This window comes from Barnesiella sp. CU968 (assembly GCF_905219685.1).
Lineage (GTDB): Bacteria > Bacteroidota > Bacteroidia > Bacteroidales > Muribaculaceae > Lepagella > Lepagella muris_A.
Genome location: NZ_CAJMXD010000022.1, coordinates 1 through 16,796, shown reverse-complemented (window position 1 = coordinate 16,796; position 16,796 = coordinate 1). Strand labels below are relative to the sequence as shown.

Here is a 16,796-nt window from a genome sequence, read left to right as displayed (position 1 = left end):
CCTCACAAAAATAGCCGCCCAAAATCTGGACGGCTTTCTTTTTATGGCTTACCTGCTATCGCGGACGGTTGTACTTTTGTGCTGATAGACCTGAAGACAGCAAAAATATCACATCAGGATATCGGACAGATGGACATGTATGTCAGAATGTATGATGAGCTGAAACGTACACAGGGTGATAACCCGACGAACCGACAGCATGGAAATTCGAGCTTCCCGGTAATCTGGTGGCTATCATCTCACGAAGTATTTTCATAGTTCGTTATAATAGAATATTTTGTGCCCAATCGGGAATATCCTCAGTGTACTGCTTTGCTAAAACTCCATCTGAGAGACGGAAGAGAGGGCGGGCATCAACATCGTCTATGGAGTTATCGTAGACGTAAAGACGGTCAATGATTGATGCTACTATTTTGCAGTTTTGAATTGACTTGTTGTAGCGAGAGATAATTTTGGTGATTGGTACATCATGTCCGCCTTTCATTACTCTTTTTGCGATGCGGGAAGCATTAATGGCAGGATTAGATGTAGAAATAAAGAATATTCTTATAAAAAAACCGGCTTGTTTTGCTCGGATGACAAAATCGATCTTATCTTGTGCAGAGAAGACGGTTTCAAAAACAAAACTTTTCTTTTCTGCAAGACATCTTTCGCGAAGTTCTGAACAATAATTGGCTGCCTTCAGAACTGCTGCCGAATTATTCCAATCACCGAACATATCTTTGGCTACTTGGTCGGGATTGATATATGTTGTTCCCTCAGCCCATTCATGATGAAGAAACTTCTGGGTAATGGACGTTTTACCCGACCCGTTAGGTCCAGCAATTATTATCAATTCCGGCTTGTGCTCAGTGGTTACCATTTTTTAACTTCATTTATACGAGCCGCCCATTGAGCCTGTTGTTCTTCAGCCTCCTTACGGAGGTTTTCGAAATATTTCTTGGTCGCCTCTTCATTCTGGACCTTTGCTTCTTGTGCCACCTCGTGCATGATATGCGCGAGCATTTCATCGGTGGGCTCTTTACCGGAATTGAAGCGGTATGAATTCAGTTCGGCTTCAGACATAATTTTTAAAAATTAAAAGGCAGGGACTTCTAATTGCAGAAATCCCTGCCTTGTTATTATTTATCCTACTAAGGGATTACTCTTCGATGGCTGCCTGCGCCGCTGCTACGCGGGCGATGGGCACACGGAAGGGTGAGCAGCTGACGTAGTTCATGCCGAGATTTGCGCAGAATTTCACTGAGCTGGGCTCGCCTCCATGCTCGCCACAGATGCCGACCTTCAGATCCGGACGGGTAGCACGACCTTTCTTAACACCCATCTCTACGAGCTGACCAACTCCTGTCTGGTCAAGTACCTCAAACGGATCTACCTTGATGATGCCGTGCTCTTTGTAGAATTTCAAGAACTTGGGAGCGTCATCACGAGAGAAACCGAATGTCATCTGGGTGAGGTCATTGGTACCGAATGAGAAGAATTCAGCCACCTCTGCAATTTCGTTTGCGGTAAGCGCCGCACGAGGAACCTCAATCATTGTTCCAACCTTGTAGATTACTGAGTCTCCTTTCTCTTCGAATACTTTTGCAGCAGTTGTGTTAATAACATCTGCCTGATTCTGGAGCTCTTTGAGAGAACCTACCAACGGAACCATAATCTCAGGAAGAACCTTGATACCGCGTGCCTTACATGCAAGTGCCGCCTCGATGATAGCTCGTGTCTGCATTTCGGTTATCTCAGGATATGTGATTCCAAGACGGCAACCACGGTGTCCGAGCATCGGGTTAAACTCTTCAAGTGAATCTACCTTTGCCTTAACCTCTTCGAGTGTGAGACCCATCTCTGCTGCAAGCTCTTTCTGTGTAGCAGTCTGATGAGGTACAAACTCATGCAACNGCGGGTCAAGAAGACGTACAGTCACACCATAACCGTCCATAGCCTCGAAAATTCCCTCGAAGTCACCACGCTGCATGGGAAGAAGTTTGGCAAGAGCCGTACGACGACCCTCTTCGTCAGATGCAAGAATCATCTCACGAACTGATTTGATTCTATCGCCTTCAAAGAACATATGCTCTGTACGGCAAAGACCTATACCCTGTGCACCAAAGCGACGTGCCTGTTTTGCATCGCGGGGAGAATCCGCATTTGTGCGTACAAGAGTCTTGGCGAATTTGTCAGAGAGGTTCATGATTGCGCCGAAGTCGCCATCAAGTTCAGGCTCGGTTGTCGGAACCTGGCCGTCATATACATCACCTGTAGAACCGTTGAGTGAGATCCAGTCTCCCTCCTTATAAACCTTGCCGTACATTTCTACAGTCTTTGCCTTGTAGTCAACAACAATCTCACCGGCGCCAGACACACAGCATTTACCCATACCACGAGCAACAACTGCAGCATGAGATGTCATACCTCCACGCATTGTAAGGATTCCCTGTGCCACAGCCATACCGCGAAGGTCTTCAGGTGAAGTCTCGATACGCACGAGAACGACTTTCTTTTTCTTTTCTGACCATTCTTCAGCATCATCAGCCTGGAACACAACCTGACCGGTTGCGGCGCCTGGAGACGCTGGCAGACCTTTTGCCATGACTTTGGCACGCTTGAGAGCGTCTTTGTCAAACACAGGGTGAAGAAGTTCATCGAGTTTCTGGGGTTCTATGCGGAGAAGTGCTGTTTTCTCATCGATTTCGCCGGCACGGAGAAGATCCATGGCGATTTTCACCATTGCAGCACCAGTGCGTTTGCCGTTACGGGTCTGGAGCATCCAGAGTTTACCATCCTGAATTGTGAACTCCATATCCTGCATGTCTTTGTAGTAGTCTTCAAGACGTTTTGCAATAGCTATAAGCTCGGCAGCGCATACAGGCATAGACTCCTCAAGAGAAGGATATTTCTCGCGACGCTCATCTTCAGAAATACCCTGAAGTTTAGCCCATCTGCGTGAACCTTCCACTGTAATCTGCTGCGGAGTGCGGACACCAGCAACGACATCCTCACCCTGAGCGTTAATAAGGTATTCGCCGTTGAAGATATTCTCACCTGTAGCTGCGTCGCGGCTGAACGCAACACCGGTAGCAGAGTTGTTACCCATGTTGCCGTATACCATCGCCTGCACGTTGACAGCAGTACCCCACTCTTCCGGGATCTGGTTCATACGGCGGTAGATAATGGCACGTTCGTTCATCCAGCTGTCGANAACAGCGCAGATACCTCCCCACAGCTGCTCCCATGCAGACTCTGGAAAATCTTTGCCTGTATATTCTTTTACGGCTGCTTTAAACCGTTTTACAAGTTCNTTGAGATCCTCTACATCAAGTTCATTGTCAAATTTCACACCCTTCTCCTCCTTAACCTTATCCATGATAGCCTCGAAAGGATCGATATCGGTTTTGCTCTTCGGCTTCATTCCAAGCACAACATCACCGTACATCTGTACGAAACGGCGGTAGCTGTCCCATGCGAAACGAGGATTGCCGCTCTTTTCTGCCATAGTGGCAACAGTCGCATCATTCATACCGAGGTTGAGCACTGTATCCATCATACCGGGCATAGAAGCGCGGGCTCCGGAACGTACTGAAACAAGAAGAGGATTAGAAGAATCATCGAATTTATTGCCGGTAAGTTCCTCGACATGAGCTATTGCTTTCTCAACTTCAGCCTTGATGTCTTCCACTACTTTGTCACGGCCATATTGTGTGTATTCTGTGCATACTTCTGTGGTAATCGTGAATCCGGGAGGCACTGGCATCCCCAACAGGTTCATCTCTGCAAGGTTTGCACCCTTGCCGCCAAGGAGATTTCTCATTGACGCATTACCTTCGGCTTTTCCGTCACCGAACGTATATACTTTTTTTGCCATAGAGGTTATAAAATTAATTATGACTTAAATTAAATATAATATTTTTATCTTTATATCATATTGTGCTTTCAATCGGTATTTTGAGCCTTTTACATTAGCATCCAATATATTAAACTATTGCAAAAGATAAAATATCNCAATTATAAACATGCAAAGAAAAGCACGTTTTCGAGACTGCTTCCTATTTAGCAACTGCAAATATACAAATTTGTTGTTAATTTTTAGTATTTTTGCATTGAAAAAGTAATATTTAAGATAATAAATGGGACGAAAACGCAAGGAACAGCCAATTCTGAGAAATATAGAAATAAGCGGAGTTGCCGCCGAGGGTAAGGCCCTCGCCAAAGTGGCGTGGAAAGAAGATGATGAAAACAAAATAGTTGTCTTCATTCCATTCGGTGCACCCGGTGACATAGCGGACATAAAGATTGACCGCAAAAAACACAGTTATGCGGAGGGACACATAGAAAACATGATCACCCCCTCTCCTATCCGTGTCAGTCCGAAATGCGCTCATTTCACAATATGCGGCGGATGCAAATGGCAGCATCTTCCATATGAAGAACAATTGAAATTCAAGCAGCAGCAGGTTACCGATGCTCTCCAGCGTATTGCAAAAATCGAATTGCCGGAGATTTCTCCGATTCTTGGTTCTGAAAATGTATGGCACTACAGAAACAAGATGGAATACACCTTTTCCAATAAAAAATGGAGAACCTGGGAAGATGTGCGTTCCGGCAAAGAGTTTAACGATTCGGGCAATGCCCTTGGCTTTCATATTCCCGGAGCGTTCGACAAAGTATATCATATTGATGAATGCTTCCTGCAGGATGATCTTGGAAACAGAATCCGGAATTTCATTTTTCAGGAAGCCGAAAGCCGCGGGCTCTCCTTTTATAACATTCGGGAGAACCGGGGGATGCTAAGAACCCTGATGATACGCATTGCATCAACAGGACAAGTAATGGTTTGTCTGGTTTTTGGCGAAGACAGACCGGAAGAGAGTGTCGCACTGCTTGAAACCATTGCCGACAGATTTCCCGAAATCACCTCATTACTCTATGTTGTGAACCTTAAACTCAATGATACTATCTCCGATCAGGAGATTCATTCATTCAGAGGTCCTGAATATATAGAGGAAGAGATGGAGGGATTAAAATTCAGGGTCAACGCAAAATCTTTTTACCAGACCAATTCAGCACAGGCATACGAACTTTATAAAGTCGCCCGCAAATTCGCCGGACTTGACAGCAATAATAACGAAGAGACGAAGCCGCTCGTTTATGATCTCTATACAGGCACAGGTACAATAGCAAATTTTGTCGCTCGTGCGGCTCGTCAGGTAATCGGAATTGAATACGTTGAAGAGGCAATTGAAGATGCAAGACTGAATGCAAGTGTCAACGGACTTGACAACACTCTTTTCTATGCCGGTGACATGAAAGAAATACTAACCGACGGTTTTATCTGTTCTCATGGAAAACCAGATGTCATGATTATCGATCCTCCTCGTGCAGGCATGCACGAGGATGTAATCAAAGTCATACTTAAGGCACGTCCTTCGGTAATCGTATATGTAAGCTGTAATCCTGCCACACAGGCGCGTGACCTTTCACTTCTCGACTGCGCATATCGTGTGACGGATGTCCAGCCTGTCGATATGTTCCCCCATACACATCATGTCGAGAATGTTGTCAGACTGCAATTAAAATAACAGTATACACCATAATAACAATAACCGACACGGCACCGGAGTTCCATTTCGCTCCGGTGCCGTATTATCTGGAATCATTTTATAATTGTCACAGATGTATCACTCTTCCACGACCTCAATTTCAATTTGGAAATTTTCAAGAAACTGCATTGTCCTGGAAATATAATCTGCCATCACCACATCTTCGTCAACAAAAGGCACGACATCTCTGTAAGCCGCCATTACACTCTCTATATAAGGCGAGGATTTGAGCGGACGACGGAAATCTATGCCCTGAGCGGCGTTCATAAGTTCTACAGCTGCTATATATTTGAGGTTATCTACGATTTTATGCAATTTTGTCGCGGCATTAGCACCCATCGACACAAGATCTTCCTGTCCGTTTGAACTGACTATTGAATCACATGACGCAGGCCATGCGAACATTTTGTTCTGACTTACCATTGAAGCAGCTGCATATTGGGGAATCATGAATCCTGAATTCAAACCGGGATGAGCCACAAGGAAAGGCGGCAGTCCACGATCTCCAAGAATCAGCTGTGCTACACGGCGCTCGGATATGTTGCCAAGTTCATGAAGAGCGACACCCATATAGTCGAACGCAAGAGCCAACGGCTCTCCATGGAAGTTGCCGCCCGAAACCACTAAATCAAGGTCAGGGAAAACTGTGGGATTGTCAGTAACAGAGTTGATTTCCGTATGAAGTATGTCTGTAACATGATTCATGGCATCCTTCACGGCACCGTGGACCTGAGGAATGCAGCGGAATGAATAAGGATCCTGCACATGCTCTTTATGGCGAGCTATTATCTCACTGTCTTTNAACAGCCAGCGGTATATCTTGCCTGTCTCTATCTGTCCGCGATGCGGACGCACCTGCTGAATGCAATCGAAGAAAGGTTCTATTCTGCCGTCAAACGCCTCAAGAGACATGGCACCGAAAAGATCAAAACAATTTACCAGATGCCATCCGTCAATGAGAGCCTTGATGCCGTTGGCACTCATGAACTGAGTGCCGTTAAGAAGGGCAAGACCCTCTTTAGACATAAGTCGTATCGGCTTCCAGCCAAATATGTTAAGAGCTTCCGCACTGCGTATTCTTTTCCCCTTATACCACACCTCTCCCTCGCCTATGAGCGGAAGGAAAAGGTTGGCAAGAGGTGCGAGATCTCCCGACGCGCCAAGAGAGCCTCTGTCAAATACAACCGGAAGGACATTGTTGTTATACATATCAAGAATACGCTCTACTGTTATTGTCTGCACTCCGCTGAACCCCATCGACAACGCATGTGCTTTCAGTAGAAGCATCAGTTTCACTATGACATCGTCTACAGGAGTCCCGACACTGCATGAATGGCTTTTTACAAGGTTTTCCTGTAGTGTCGACAGCTCATCGCGAGATATGTGTTTGTCACATAGTGAACCGAAGCCGGTTGTGACACCATAAATAGGAGCAGTGTTCACATCCGTCTTTCTGTCAAGATATTCCCTGCATCTTTCTATTCTCTGACGCCCCTCCTCAGAAAGCAAAAGCCGAGTATTGTCATTGATGATGCGTTCAATAAGGTCATACGTCAGTTCAGATGAACCCACTGCGTATGTTTCCAGTCTATCCATGGTATATAGAATATTTTTAAGTGGTTGATAAATTTAATTGTTAAAAACTCTCAGTTGTGAGCCACAATCCGCCCACGGCTGATAACGGTATTCACACAGTTCATTCCCACATAGTACGGAAGCATGCGGTAGTTTTCGAATTCAAGTATGACAACATCTCCGCTTTTCCCCACCTCGATAGACCCGGTCTCGGATGCGAGATCAAGCGCAGCCGCACCGTTTAGAGTCAAAGCGGTTATAGTCTCCTCTACCGACATTTTCATATAAATGCATGCCAAGGCTATTGTCAAGGGGATAGAACCGCTGAAACAAGAACCTGGATTAAGGTCTGTAGCAAGAGCCACAGCCGCACCAGAGTCGATAAACTTACGAGCCGGAGCGAATGGTTCCCGCAATGCGAACGCTGTCAAAGGGAGAAGAGTCGCAACTGTCCCTGATTCTGCCATTCTGGCGACTCCTTGATCGCTTACGTGCAACAGATGGTCGGCAGACACCGCACCCATTTCCGAGGCAAGCTCCGCGCCACCGAGCGTAACTATTTCGTCTGCATGAAGTTTAAGTTTGAATCCGGCTTCACGTGCCGCTTGTAAAAAACGTCTTGAATCATCGATCTCAAAAACATTCTTTTCGGTAAAAATATCGCAGAACACAGCCTTACCTTTGACAGCCGGAATCATTTCCCGTATCATGAAATCAACATATTCTGCAGTGCGCCCTTTGTATTCCTGCGGCACGGCATGCGCGCCAAGAAAAGTAGCGACAACTCTCAGTTTACGGTCAGCATCTTTAGAAAGCGAATCAATCACATCAAGCATTTTTACCTCGGTTGCGACATCAAGACCATATCCGCTTTTTGCTTCTACGGTTGTCACTCCCATGGAAACCATTCTGTCGATAAACCACTCCGCCTTCTTTTTAAGTTCGGAATAAGATTCAACACGAGTGGCATTCACTGTGGATTGTATTCCTCCTCCCCTTTCCATTATGCTCATGTAGGAATCCCCTTTGAGCCGCCATTCAAACTCGTCAGGTCTGTATCCCCCGAAAACAAGATGTGTATGGGAATCGACAAACCCGGGAAGAACCACTCTTCCACATGCATCTATTGATTCGTGACATTCAGAGACAAGTTCAGCCTTAAGATTACGATCCGCACCGCAATACGTTATCCTCCCGTCTGATATGACAATCGCCCCGTCTGGAATGACAGTAAGCATATCCATCTCTTTGCCACGCCTTGCAGAGTTTCCTACAGGGGTTACTATATTGGCATGTCTGATTACAATATTGCTCATTGTGTTGCTATTACATTGTTGACAACTGACAATATACCGGACTCCCTGCTGTCAGCATTTTCTGCAATCTCATGTGCTTCGGAAAGCATTGCCTCCGCCACATCCCTGTTTTTAAGCCCAGCAGCATTTATCTTCACATTCAGATATGCGCCCTGGACTGCCGCTCGCGCGGCAAGCGCACCGACACCGGCATCGCTGACAGACGCAGGATTACCATTTTTAGCCATCGCTTCAAGAATGTCGAATGTCTCAAACGCAGTTTTCATCGTGCGCAAAGGAACTTGCGTGGCATAGAGTGTTGCCTTTTCAAGCGCTTCCTTGCGAGCCTCTTTCTCCTCATCTGTCTTTTTGGGCATAGCGAAGACATCCATGATACGGTTGAAAGCTTCCGTATCTTCATCTACAAGACGAATAAGCGCATCCTGAAGAAACCTTCCCTTTTCTGCAACATCCGAGAACTCCTCCCAACGCTCGTCCCATCCCGCCTTATGGGCAGACAGATTAGCTACCATTGTCCCGAGTGCCGCACCCAGCGCACCCATGTATGCCGAAATCGATCCTCCACCGGGTGCCGGTGATTCAGATGCTGTCTCGTCTGCGAAACCACGACAGGTCGTATCAACAAGTTTCCTGCTTTTTTTGTCAGCATCAAGCATATATTCTATGACTTTCTCAGCCGGGTCAAACGGCTTCAGTTCATCAAGTCCCATTGACTTCACAGCAATCTTGATAATCTCCTCTTCAGGTATGCCGAGAGACCTCTGTTGCCGGCGCAGATAGTGCTTGCCCGCATCCAGCAATGCACGCTTGGGCACAAGTCCGACAATCTCTGTGCCGGTAACTCTTATTCCGCGTGCCGCCGCAGCACGGCAGACTTCGTCAAAGGCAACATGAAGCGGTGTAACTCCCATGTCTGTTATATTCATCGACACCTGTGCGATTCCATATTCATCTATGAACCAACCTATCGCTTTTGTGGATTTGAGAGTGCCGGGCAACATTATCACATTTCCGTTCTCATCCTTGACAGGTTTACCGTTGGGTTTACCCCCTTCTCTTTTCGGTCTTCCCTTTTCACGGACATCAAAAGCAATGGCGTTTGCACGTCGCGTCGAAGTAGTGTTTAGATTGAAATTCACGGCAATCAGGAAATCACGGGCACCAACGGCTGTACAGCCTGTGCGGGCAACACCTTCGTCAAAAGCGCGGTCGCCGAAATCCGGTCCCTTGCCTTCTTTTCCCATACGCTCAGCCAGACCTTCATACTCCCCTTCCCTGCATATCGCAAGGTTCTTACGTTCCGGCACGAATGCCGCAGCCTCATAGCAATAGCATGGTATATTCAATTCTGCCGCCGCTCTTTCCGCCAGTTCTCTCGCAAGAGACGCACACTCTTCAAGCGTTATGCCGCTTACGGGAATCAGGGGGCACACATCAGTTGCACCCATACGTGGATGCGCACCGTGGTGATGTCGCATGTCTATCAGCTCGGCAGCCTTCCGCATGCCTCTCAAAGCCGCTTCCATGACAGCGTCAGGTTCTCCAACAAATGTGACAACCGTCCTGTTCGTAGCCTCTCCGGGATCAACATCAAGGAGTTTGACCTCTCCCCCTTTCTCTATCTCTGCGGTAATGGCATCAATTATATTCTTGTCGCGCCCCTCTGAGAAATTGGGGACACATTCTATGATTTTTTTCATAAATAAATCTTACTTATGTGAATTTTTACATACCCGACCATTGAAACATGATTGGACAATAATCTCAATTACAATCAACCGAGCACTGAATCAAGAAGCGACTCATCAGCAATAAATGGTTCTGTTATCATAAAGCCGTTTTCACACTGAGTGTCATTCCACTCTCTGACTGTAGACATGGCATTCTCATTGCGTGCCCAGCTACGGCGTGCGACGCCACCCATGACATCCCATAACATGGCTTTGCGCAGAATATCGTCAACTCTTTCAGAGCCGTCGCATACCATTCCGAACCCGCCATTGATTGCTTTACCGATTCCTACGCCGCCGCCGTTATGAAGAGCCACCAGACTCATCCCGCGTGCGCAATTGCCGGCAAAACACTGCACTGCCATATCCGCCATGACATTTGAGCCATCCTTTATATTGGAAGTCTCGCGGAAAGGAGAGTCCGTACCACTTACGTCATGATGGTCACGGCCAAGCATAATCGGACCGACTTCTCCATTGCGAACCATTTCGTTGAACTTCAGAGCTATTTTAAGCCTGCCCATTGCGTCCTGATACAGAATACGTGCCTGAGTGCCTACAACCATCGCGTTTTTTTCGGCATCGCGTATCCAATTGTAATTGTCGCGATCCTGACCCCTGCGATCCGGATTGATACATTCCATGGCAGCACGGTCTGTCTTGACAAGATCCTCATGTCTTCCGCTCAGACACACCCATCGGAAAGGACCGTAACCATAATCGAAAAGCATGGGTCCCATTATGTCCTCTACATATGAAGGCCAGACAAACCCGTCTTTTTCATCAACTCCATTTCTGGAAATCTCCTTCACTCCGGCATCGTAGATGGCTTTCATAAATGAATTCCCATAATCAAAGAAGTATGTTCCACGCTCTACAAGTATTTTTATAGCTTCATAATGACGGCGCAGCGTGTCGTCGATCAGTTCATGGAACCGCGCCGGATCATCGTGCAGGAGTCTTGTGCGCTCCTCAAAAGTGATTCCTGCAGGACAATATCCTCCTTCATATACTGCATGGCAGGATGTCTGGTCACTTAGTAATTCAATTTTCTTGTCATGACTGACAGCATATTCAAGAAGGTCAACGACATTTCCGTGATATGCGACAGATACAGGCATTCTCTTTTTCATGGCATCCTCCGCCAGACTGAAAGCTTCAGCTATATCATCTGTTATCTCCGCCACCCATCCTTGGTTTTTACGTGTCATTATGCGCGAGAGATCCACTTCCGCTATAATTGCAGCCGCGCCTGCGATTTCCGCAGCCTTTGGCTGAGCTCCACTCATGCCTCCGAGTCCCGAAGACACGAACAGGTGCCCTCTCAGATCGCCATCCTGCGGCACACCGAGTTTCATGCGGCCGGCATTGAGAAGAGTGTTGAAAGTGCCGTGCACGATACCCTGAGGTCCTATATACATCCAGCCGCCAGCCGTCATCTGTCCGTAATTCGCCACACCCATCTGCATCGCCTCATGCCAGTCATGGGGATTGTCGAACAAACCGACCATCATGGCATTTGTTATTATAACGCGCGGAGCGTCCTTCCGGGAAGGGAAGAGTCCGAGAGGATGACCAGACTCAATGACAAGGGTCTGCTCATCTGTAAGTTCCTCAAGATACTTCTTTATAAGACGGTATTGCAGCCAATTCTGGCAAACCTGTCCCGTCTCACCGTAAGTCACGAGTTCATAAGGATAAAGAGCAATATCAAAACAAAGATTGTTGTCGATCATAACCTGAAACGCCTTACCTTCGACACATTTGCCTTTATACTCGTCAATGGGTTTGGCGGCAAGATTTCCTTCAGGACGAAACCGATATGCATATATCCGTCCACGAGTGCGCAGTTCTTCAAGAAATTCAGGAGCGGCTTTCTCATGCAACTCCGGCGGAAGATAACGCAATGCATTCTTCAATGCAGTTCTGGTTTTCTCCGGTGTCAATGTGTATCCCCTGTCGGGAGCACGACGGATACCTTCTTCAAACGATGGCATATCAGGCCATTCGGCATCCAGAAGTATTCTGTTGTTATCCATGGAACATTTTTTATTCATATTTTTTACAAAATTAAGAACTATTCCAGACCTTGCAAATTTTTTCTTAATATTATAAAACATAAATCACCATATACAAAATTATCAATCGCACCCATTCCGGCATTGTCGCACAGAACTTGTCTTGACTTATTTACGAAAATCAAAATAATTATATTGCTGATTATTTTCCCAACCTCAGCGGATCTTTCCGGTTGTGTCCCCCCTCCCATAACCGCCAGACGTAAGGTTGCCGGCTCTTCGAATAGCGAAAACACCTCGGAAATATCTCGCTGATATCAAGAAAAAATAAGGCAAGACGAGTTCACATTTTCAATAACAGGACAACACTTTTCCAAATATGGAATTGGAAAAATAGTCGTCAAGTGTTATCTTTGCATTCGCTTTTGAATAATATACGACATGAGCAATATCCCATTCACGCACCTTCACGTGCACTCGCAATATAGCCTTCTTGACGGAAAGGCTACAATACCGGAACTTGTAGACAAAGCCATTGCCGACGGGCAACGGGGCATCGCGCTGACCGATCATGGCAACATGTTCGGAATCAAGGAATTTTTCAATTATGTCGAGAAAAAGAATTCCGGTAAACCAGACGAAGAGAAATTCAAGCCAATCATCGGCTGCGAGATGTATGTGGCGCGCGAAAAACTGACCGATAAAAAAGACAAGACGGATAACGGCTATCACCTGATCGTGCTTGCCAAGAACAGCACCGGATACCATAATCTGGTGAAACTTGTCAGCAAGGCATGGACTGAAGGTTATTACTACAAACCGAGAACTGACCGGACAGAACTTGCACTGCACCGGGAGGGACTGATTGTGTGTTCGGCATGTCTTGGAGGGGAAGTGCCTCAGTTTATCATGCACGGAGACCTTGACAAGGCCGAGGAACGGATTGTCTGGTACAAGGAAACTTTCGGTGATGACTATTATATAGAACTTCAACGACACGAGACATTCAAAGAAAACGCGAACCGTGAAGTGTTTGTAGAGCAGACCAAAGTCAACGAACACTTGATAAAATTCGCGCGTAAGCATAATATAAAGATGGTTGCGACAAACGATGTGCACTTCGCTTTCGAGGACGATGCGGAGGCTCACGACCGTCTGATATGCGTATCCATGCAGAAATCCTTTTATGAGCCACGTCTTCATTACACGAAACAGGAATGGCTCAAATCAACCGAAGAGATGCGTGAGATATTCAAGGATATTCCGGAAGTTATCGACAATACAAAGGAAATACTTGACAAGATTGAATTCTATACGTTAAATCACGCCCCAATCATGCCATTTTTCGATATTCCCAAGGAATTTGGAACGGAAGAGGAGTATAGAGAGAGGATCACGGAAAAAGAGCTGTTTGATGAATTCACTCAGGATGAAAACGGTAATGTGGTTCTTTCCGAAGATGAAGCAAAGAAAAAAATAGAGCGTCTCGGAGGATATGACAAACTTTACCGTATCAAGTTTGAAGCCGACTATCTGGAAAAACTGACCATGGAGGGCGCGCTTGAAAGATATGGGAATCCTTTGCCAGATGATGTAAAAGAACGGCTGAAGTTTGAATTATACATAATGAAGACAATGGGATTTCCCGGATACTTTCTCATCGTGCAGGATTTTATCAATACAGGAAGAAAGAAACTTGGAGTGAGCATCGGTCCCGGTCGTGGATCCGCCGCTGGAAGTGCTGCAGCCTATTGTCTTGGAATCACCCAGATAGACCCGATCAAATATGACCTTCTCTTTGAACGTTTTCTCAATCCGGACCGAATCTCGCTCCCTGATATAGACGTCGATTTTGATGATGACGGACGATATGAGGTCCTTAAATACGTGACCGAGAAATATGGAGAGGAAAAAGTTGCCCATATTATCACTTATCAGACTATGGCAACGAAAATGGCAATAAAGGATGTGGCAAAAGTGCTTGAGGTTCCGCTTCCGGAAGCAAACCGTCTTGCCAAACTCGTGCCCGACCGCTTGCCTGAGGTCAACGGAAAGGCACCGAAGATCAATTTCAAAAACTGTTTGCTCTACAATAAAGAGTTTGCCGCAGAGAAAGAGAATCCCAACGAGGGTATACGCGAGACCATGAAATATGCCGAACAGCTTGAAGGGAATATCCGTGGAACGGGCATTCACGCGTGTGGCGTGATCATATGTCGAGACGACATAACCGACTGGGTTCCGGTATCGATGGCAACAGATGCCGATGGCTCGAAAGTAATATCAACTCAATATGAGGGAAGTGTGATTGAGGAAACCGGATTGATCAAGATGGACTTCCTCGGACTCAAAACGCTTTCTANTATCAAAGAAGCTATTGCAAACATCAAGCATACGAGAGGGATTGATGTCGATATCGATCATATCCCACTTGATGACAAGGAGACATTCGACNTGTATTGCAAAGGTAACACAACTTCTACATTCCAGTTTGAGTCTGAAGGTATGCAGAAGTCTCTGCGTGAGCTCCAGCCTTCTAAATTTGAAGACCTGATAGCCATGAATGCGCTTTATCGTCCAGGACCTATGGACTATATCCCATCGTTCATCAGACGTAAACACGGAGACGAACCGATCACGTATGACATACCGATAATGTCACAGTATCTTGAGGAGACATACGGTATCACCGTATATCAGGAGCAGGTGATGCTACTCTCGCGTCTGCTGTCAAGCTTCACACGAGGCGAATCCGACATGCTGAGAAAGGCGATGGGTAAAAAGCAGATCGACAAGATGATGAAGCTCAAGAAAAAATTCATGGAGCAGGGTATGAAAAACGGACATCCCGAGCAAGCACTTGAAAAAATCTGGGCGGACTGGGAAAAATTTGCATCATATGCCTTCAACAAAAGCCACGCAACATGTTACAGCTGGGTGGCATATCAGACAGCATACCTCAAAGCCCACTACCCTGCCGAATACATGGCAGGTGTCTTGAGCCGGAACCTGACAGCAGCCGATAAACTTCGCAAATTTATGGACGAATGCAAACGAATGGGAATAACCGTCAAGGGACCTGACATCAACGAGTCAATAGAAAGATTCGGTGTCAACCAGAAAGGTGAAATCCGTTTTGGTCTTGCAGCCGTGAAAGGAGTTGGTCTTAACGCTGTAAACGCCATCATATCGGAGCGAGACAAAAACGGTGCGTTCAAGGATATTTATGATTTTGTGGAGAGAGTCAATCTTTCCGCATGCAACCGTGGTGCGATAGAGAACCTTGCCATGTCAGGAGCATTCGACTGCTTCAATGTCCAACGCGAAATGTTCGTGCACCCGATGTTTGACTCGACATATACCGATTTGCTTGTCAAATATGGTCAGAACATACAGAACGACAAAAACTCTCTTCAGATGAGTCTGTTTGGCGAGCTCGAACCTATCGAGACAAATAAACCGCCATATCCCAATCCGGAGCCGTGGGATCGTCTGGCGATACTTGAAAAAGAAAAAGAGATGGTGATGATGTATCTGTCCGCTCACCCTCTTGACCCTTATTACATGGAACTGACTTACGGCTGCAACACACCTTGTGAACAATTCAAGGACAAGCAAAACGCTCCATGCAAGATCACGATGGGAGGACTTGTGACGAAAGTAACACTGAAGACATCGCGTAAGGGAAATGAATTCACCATTGTGGAACTGGAAGATTTCACGGGAAAAACGGAAATCGCTCTCTTTGGCATGAATCACAATCAGCACAAAGACAAATTCAGAATCGGAGAACCGACATTCGTTAAAATCAATATTGTTCCCGGGCGGTTTAATCCCGAACGAACGGACATGCAGATAGAAGAAGTCTCCTCTCTTGAATCCAAAAGAGGTAATATCGCTAACGGAGTTCTTGTTTACATGAACTTCAAATACGATAACAGAGAATTCTTTACAGCGTTGGAGCAGATCCCGGACAACAACCGTAAAGGGGACTTGTATTTTGACATATTCGACCCCGAGTCAAGACAATCCATAAGAGTGCATTCGCGCAAAAAAATGCCGATAACCCGCGAGCTTATAGATACGCTGCGTGATTACGGCATGCGTTTCAAGATATCTACACTATGATTTAATCACCAACAATATAATCATCAACCATAAACAAATAACTAAATCATGGCAATTCAATTCACAGATCAGACAGCCAAGGAGGCTATTGAATCAGGAAAAACAGTGGTAATAGACTTCTGGGCTACATGGTGCGGACCATGCATGAAGCTTGGTCCTGTTGTCGAAGAACTCGCGGAAAAATATGGAGACAAGGCGATAATCGGCAAACTCAATATTGACGAAAACGATGAAATTGTCGCTGAGAACCGAATACGCAGCATTCCTACAGTTCTTTTCTTCAAAGGTGGCGAGGCTGTGGATCGCAGTGTCGGTCTGGTAAAACTTGAGGACCTCGAAAGCAAACTTCTTCCTCTGCTTTAAGAAACTGTTTAAATTTAATTCGAAATTTTTTATATAGTGAATCTTGTGGCTTCCTTGAGGTCTTTTATGGTT

General features: G+C 46.0%; 11 protein-coding genes. 4 read left to right on the top strand and 7 right to left on the bottom strand.

Annotated features, from left to right (window positions below; genetic code table 11):
• Positions 1–258: PDDEXK nuclease domain-containing protein (locus JX312_RS01905; protein ID WP_204456818.1), on the top strand; the 258-nt coding region annotated here is incomplete at its 5' end.
• 4 nt (positions 259–262) lie between these two features.
• Here JX312_RS01905 and JX312_RS01900 read toward each other — a convergent pair.
• The 3 genes from JX312_RS01900 to ppdK form a co-directional block, all read right to left on the bottom strand.
• Positions 263–862, bottom strand: coding sequence for a zeta toxin family protein (locus JX312_RS01900; protein WP_204456816.1), 600 nt, complete (start codon positions 860–862; stop codon positions 263–265).
• Positions 856–1,065, bottom strand: a complete 210-nt coding sequence (locus JX312_RS01895; protein ID WP_204456815.1) for a hypothetical protein — start codon at positions 1,063–1,065, stop codon at positions 856–858. Before JX312_RS01895 ends, JX312_RS01900 begins: the two co-directional genes overlap by 7 nt.
• Positions 1,066–1,141: 76 nt before the next feature.
• A complete protein-coding gene (gene ppdK, locus JX312_RS01890; RefSeq protein ID WP_204456813.1) occupies positions 1,142–3,859 on the bottom strand; it encodes a pyruvate, phosphate dikinase in 2,718 nt (905 codons plus the stop codon).
• 262 nt (positions 3,860–4,121) lie between these two features.
• Here ppdK and rlmD point away from each other — a divergent pair, with 262 nt between their 5' ends.
• Positions 4,122–5,573, top strand: a complete 1,452-nt coding sequence (rlmD, locus tag JX312_RS01885; RefSeq protein ID WP_124030800.1) for a 23S rRNA (uracil(1939)-C(5))-methyltransferase RlmD — start codon at positions 4,122–4,124, stop codon at positions 5,571–5,573.
• Between the two features lie 99 nt (positions 5,574–5,672).
• On the opposite strand, the gene hutH is transcribed toward rlmD, so the two are convergent.
• The 4 genes from hutH to JX312_RS01865 all read right to left on the bottom strand — a co-directional run bounded on the left by hutH (position 5,673) and on the right by JX312_RS01865 (position 12,272).
• Positions 5,673–7,190 (bottom strand): histidine ammonia-lyase, encoded by a 1,518-nt coding sequence (hutH, locus tag JX312_RS01880; protein WP_204456811.1) that lies wholly within the window; start codon positions 7,188–7,190, stop codon positions 5,673–5,675.
• Positions 7,191–7,240: 50 nt separating this feature from the next.
• Entirely contained in the window at positions 7,241–8,485 is a 1,245-nt protein-coding gene (gene hutI / locus JX312_RS01875) for an imidazolonepropionase (protein WP_204456809.1), read from the bottom strand.
• Positions 8,482–10,185: a glutamate formimidoyltransferase gene (gene ftcD / locus JX312_RS01870; protein ID WP_204456807.1), complete on the bottom strand. Its 1,704-nt coding sequence runs from the start codon at positions 10,183–10,185 to the stop codon at positions 8,482–8,484. Before ftcD ends, hutI begins: the two co-directional genes overlap by 4 nt.
• 74 nt (positions 10,186–10,259) lie before the next feature.
• Positions 10,260–12,272: a urocanate hydratase gene (locus JX312_RS01865; RefSeq protein WP_370541467.1), complete on the bottom strand. Its 2,013-nt coding sequence runs from the start codon at positions 12,270–12,272 to the stop codon at positions 10,260–10,262.
• A gap of 402 nt (positions 12,273–12,674) precedes the next feature.
• On the opposite strand from JX312_RS01865, the gene dnaE reads away from it, so the two are divergent.
• Both dnaE and trxA read left to right on the top strand, forming a co-directional pair.
• Entirely contained in the window at positions 12,675–16,361 is a 3,687-nt protein-coding gene (gene dnaE / locus JX312_RS01860; protein WP_204456806.1) for a DNA polymerase III subunit alpha, read from the top strand.
• A gap of 48 nt (positions 16,362–16,409) precedes the next feature.
• On the top strand, positions 16,410–16,724 hold the full coding sequence (trxA, locus tag JX312_RS01855; protein ID WP_123407571.1) for a thioredoxin: 315 nt from the start codon (positions 16,410–16,412) through the stop codon (positions 16,722–16,724).
• Positions 16,725–16,796: the final 72 nt, after the last annotated feature.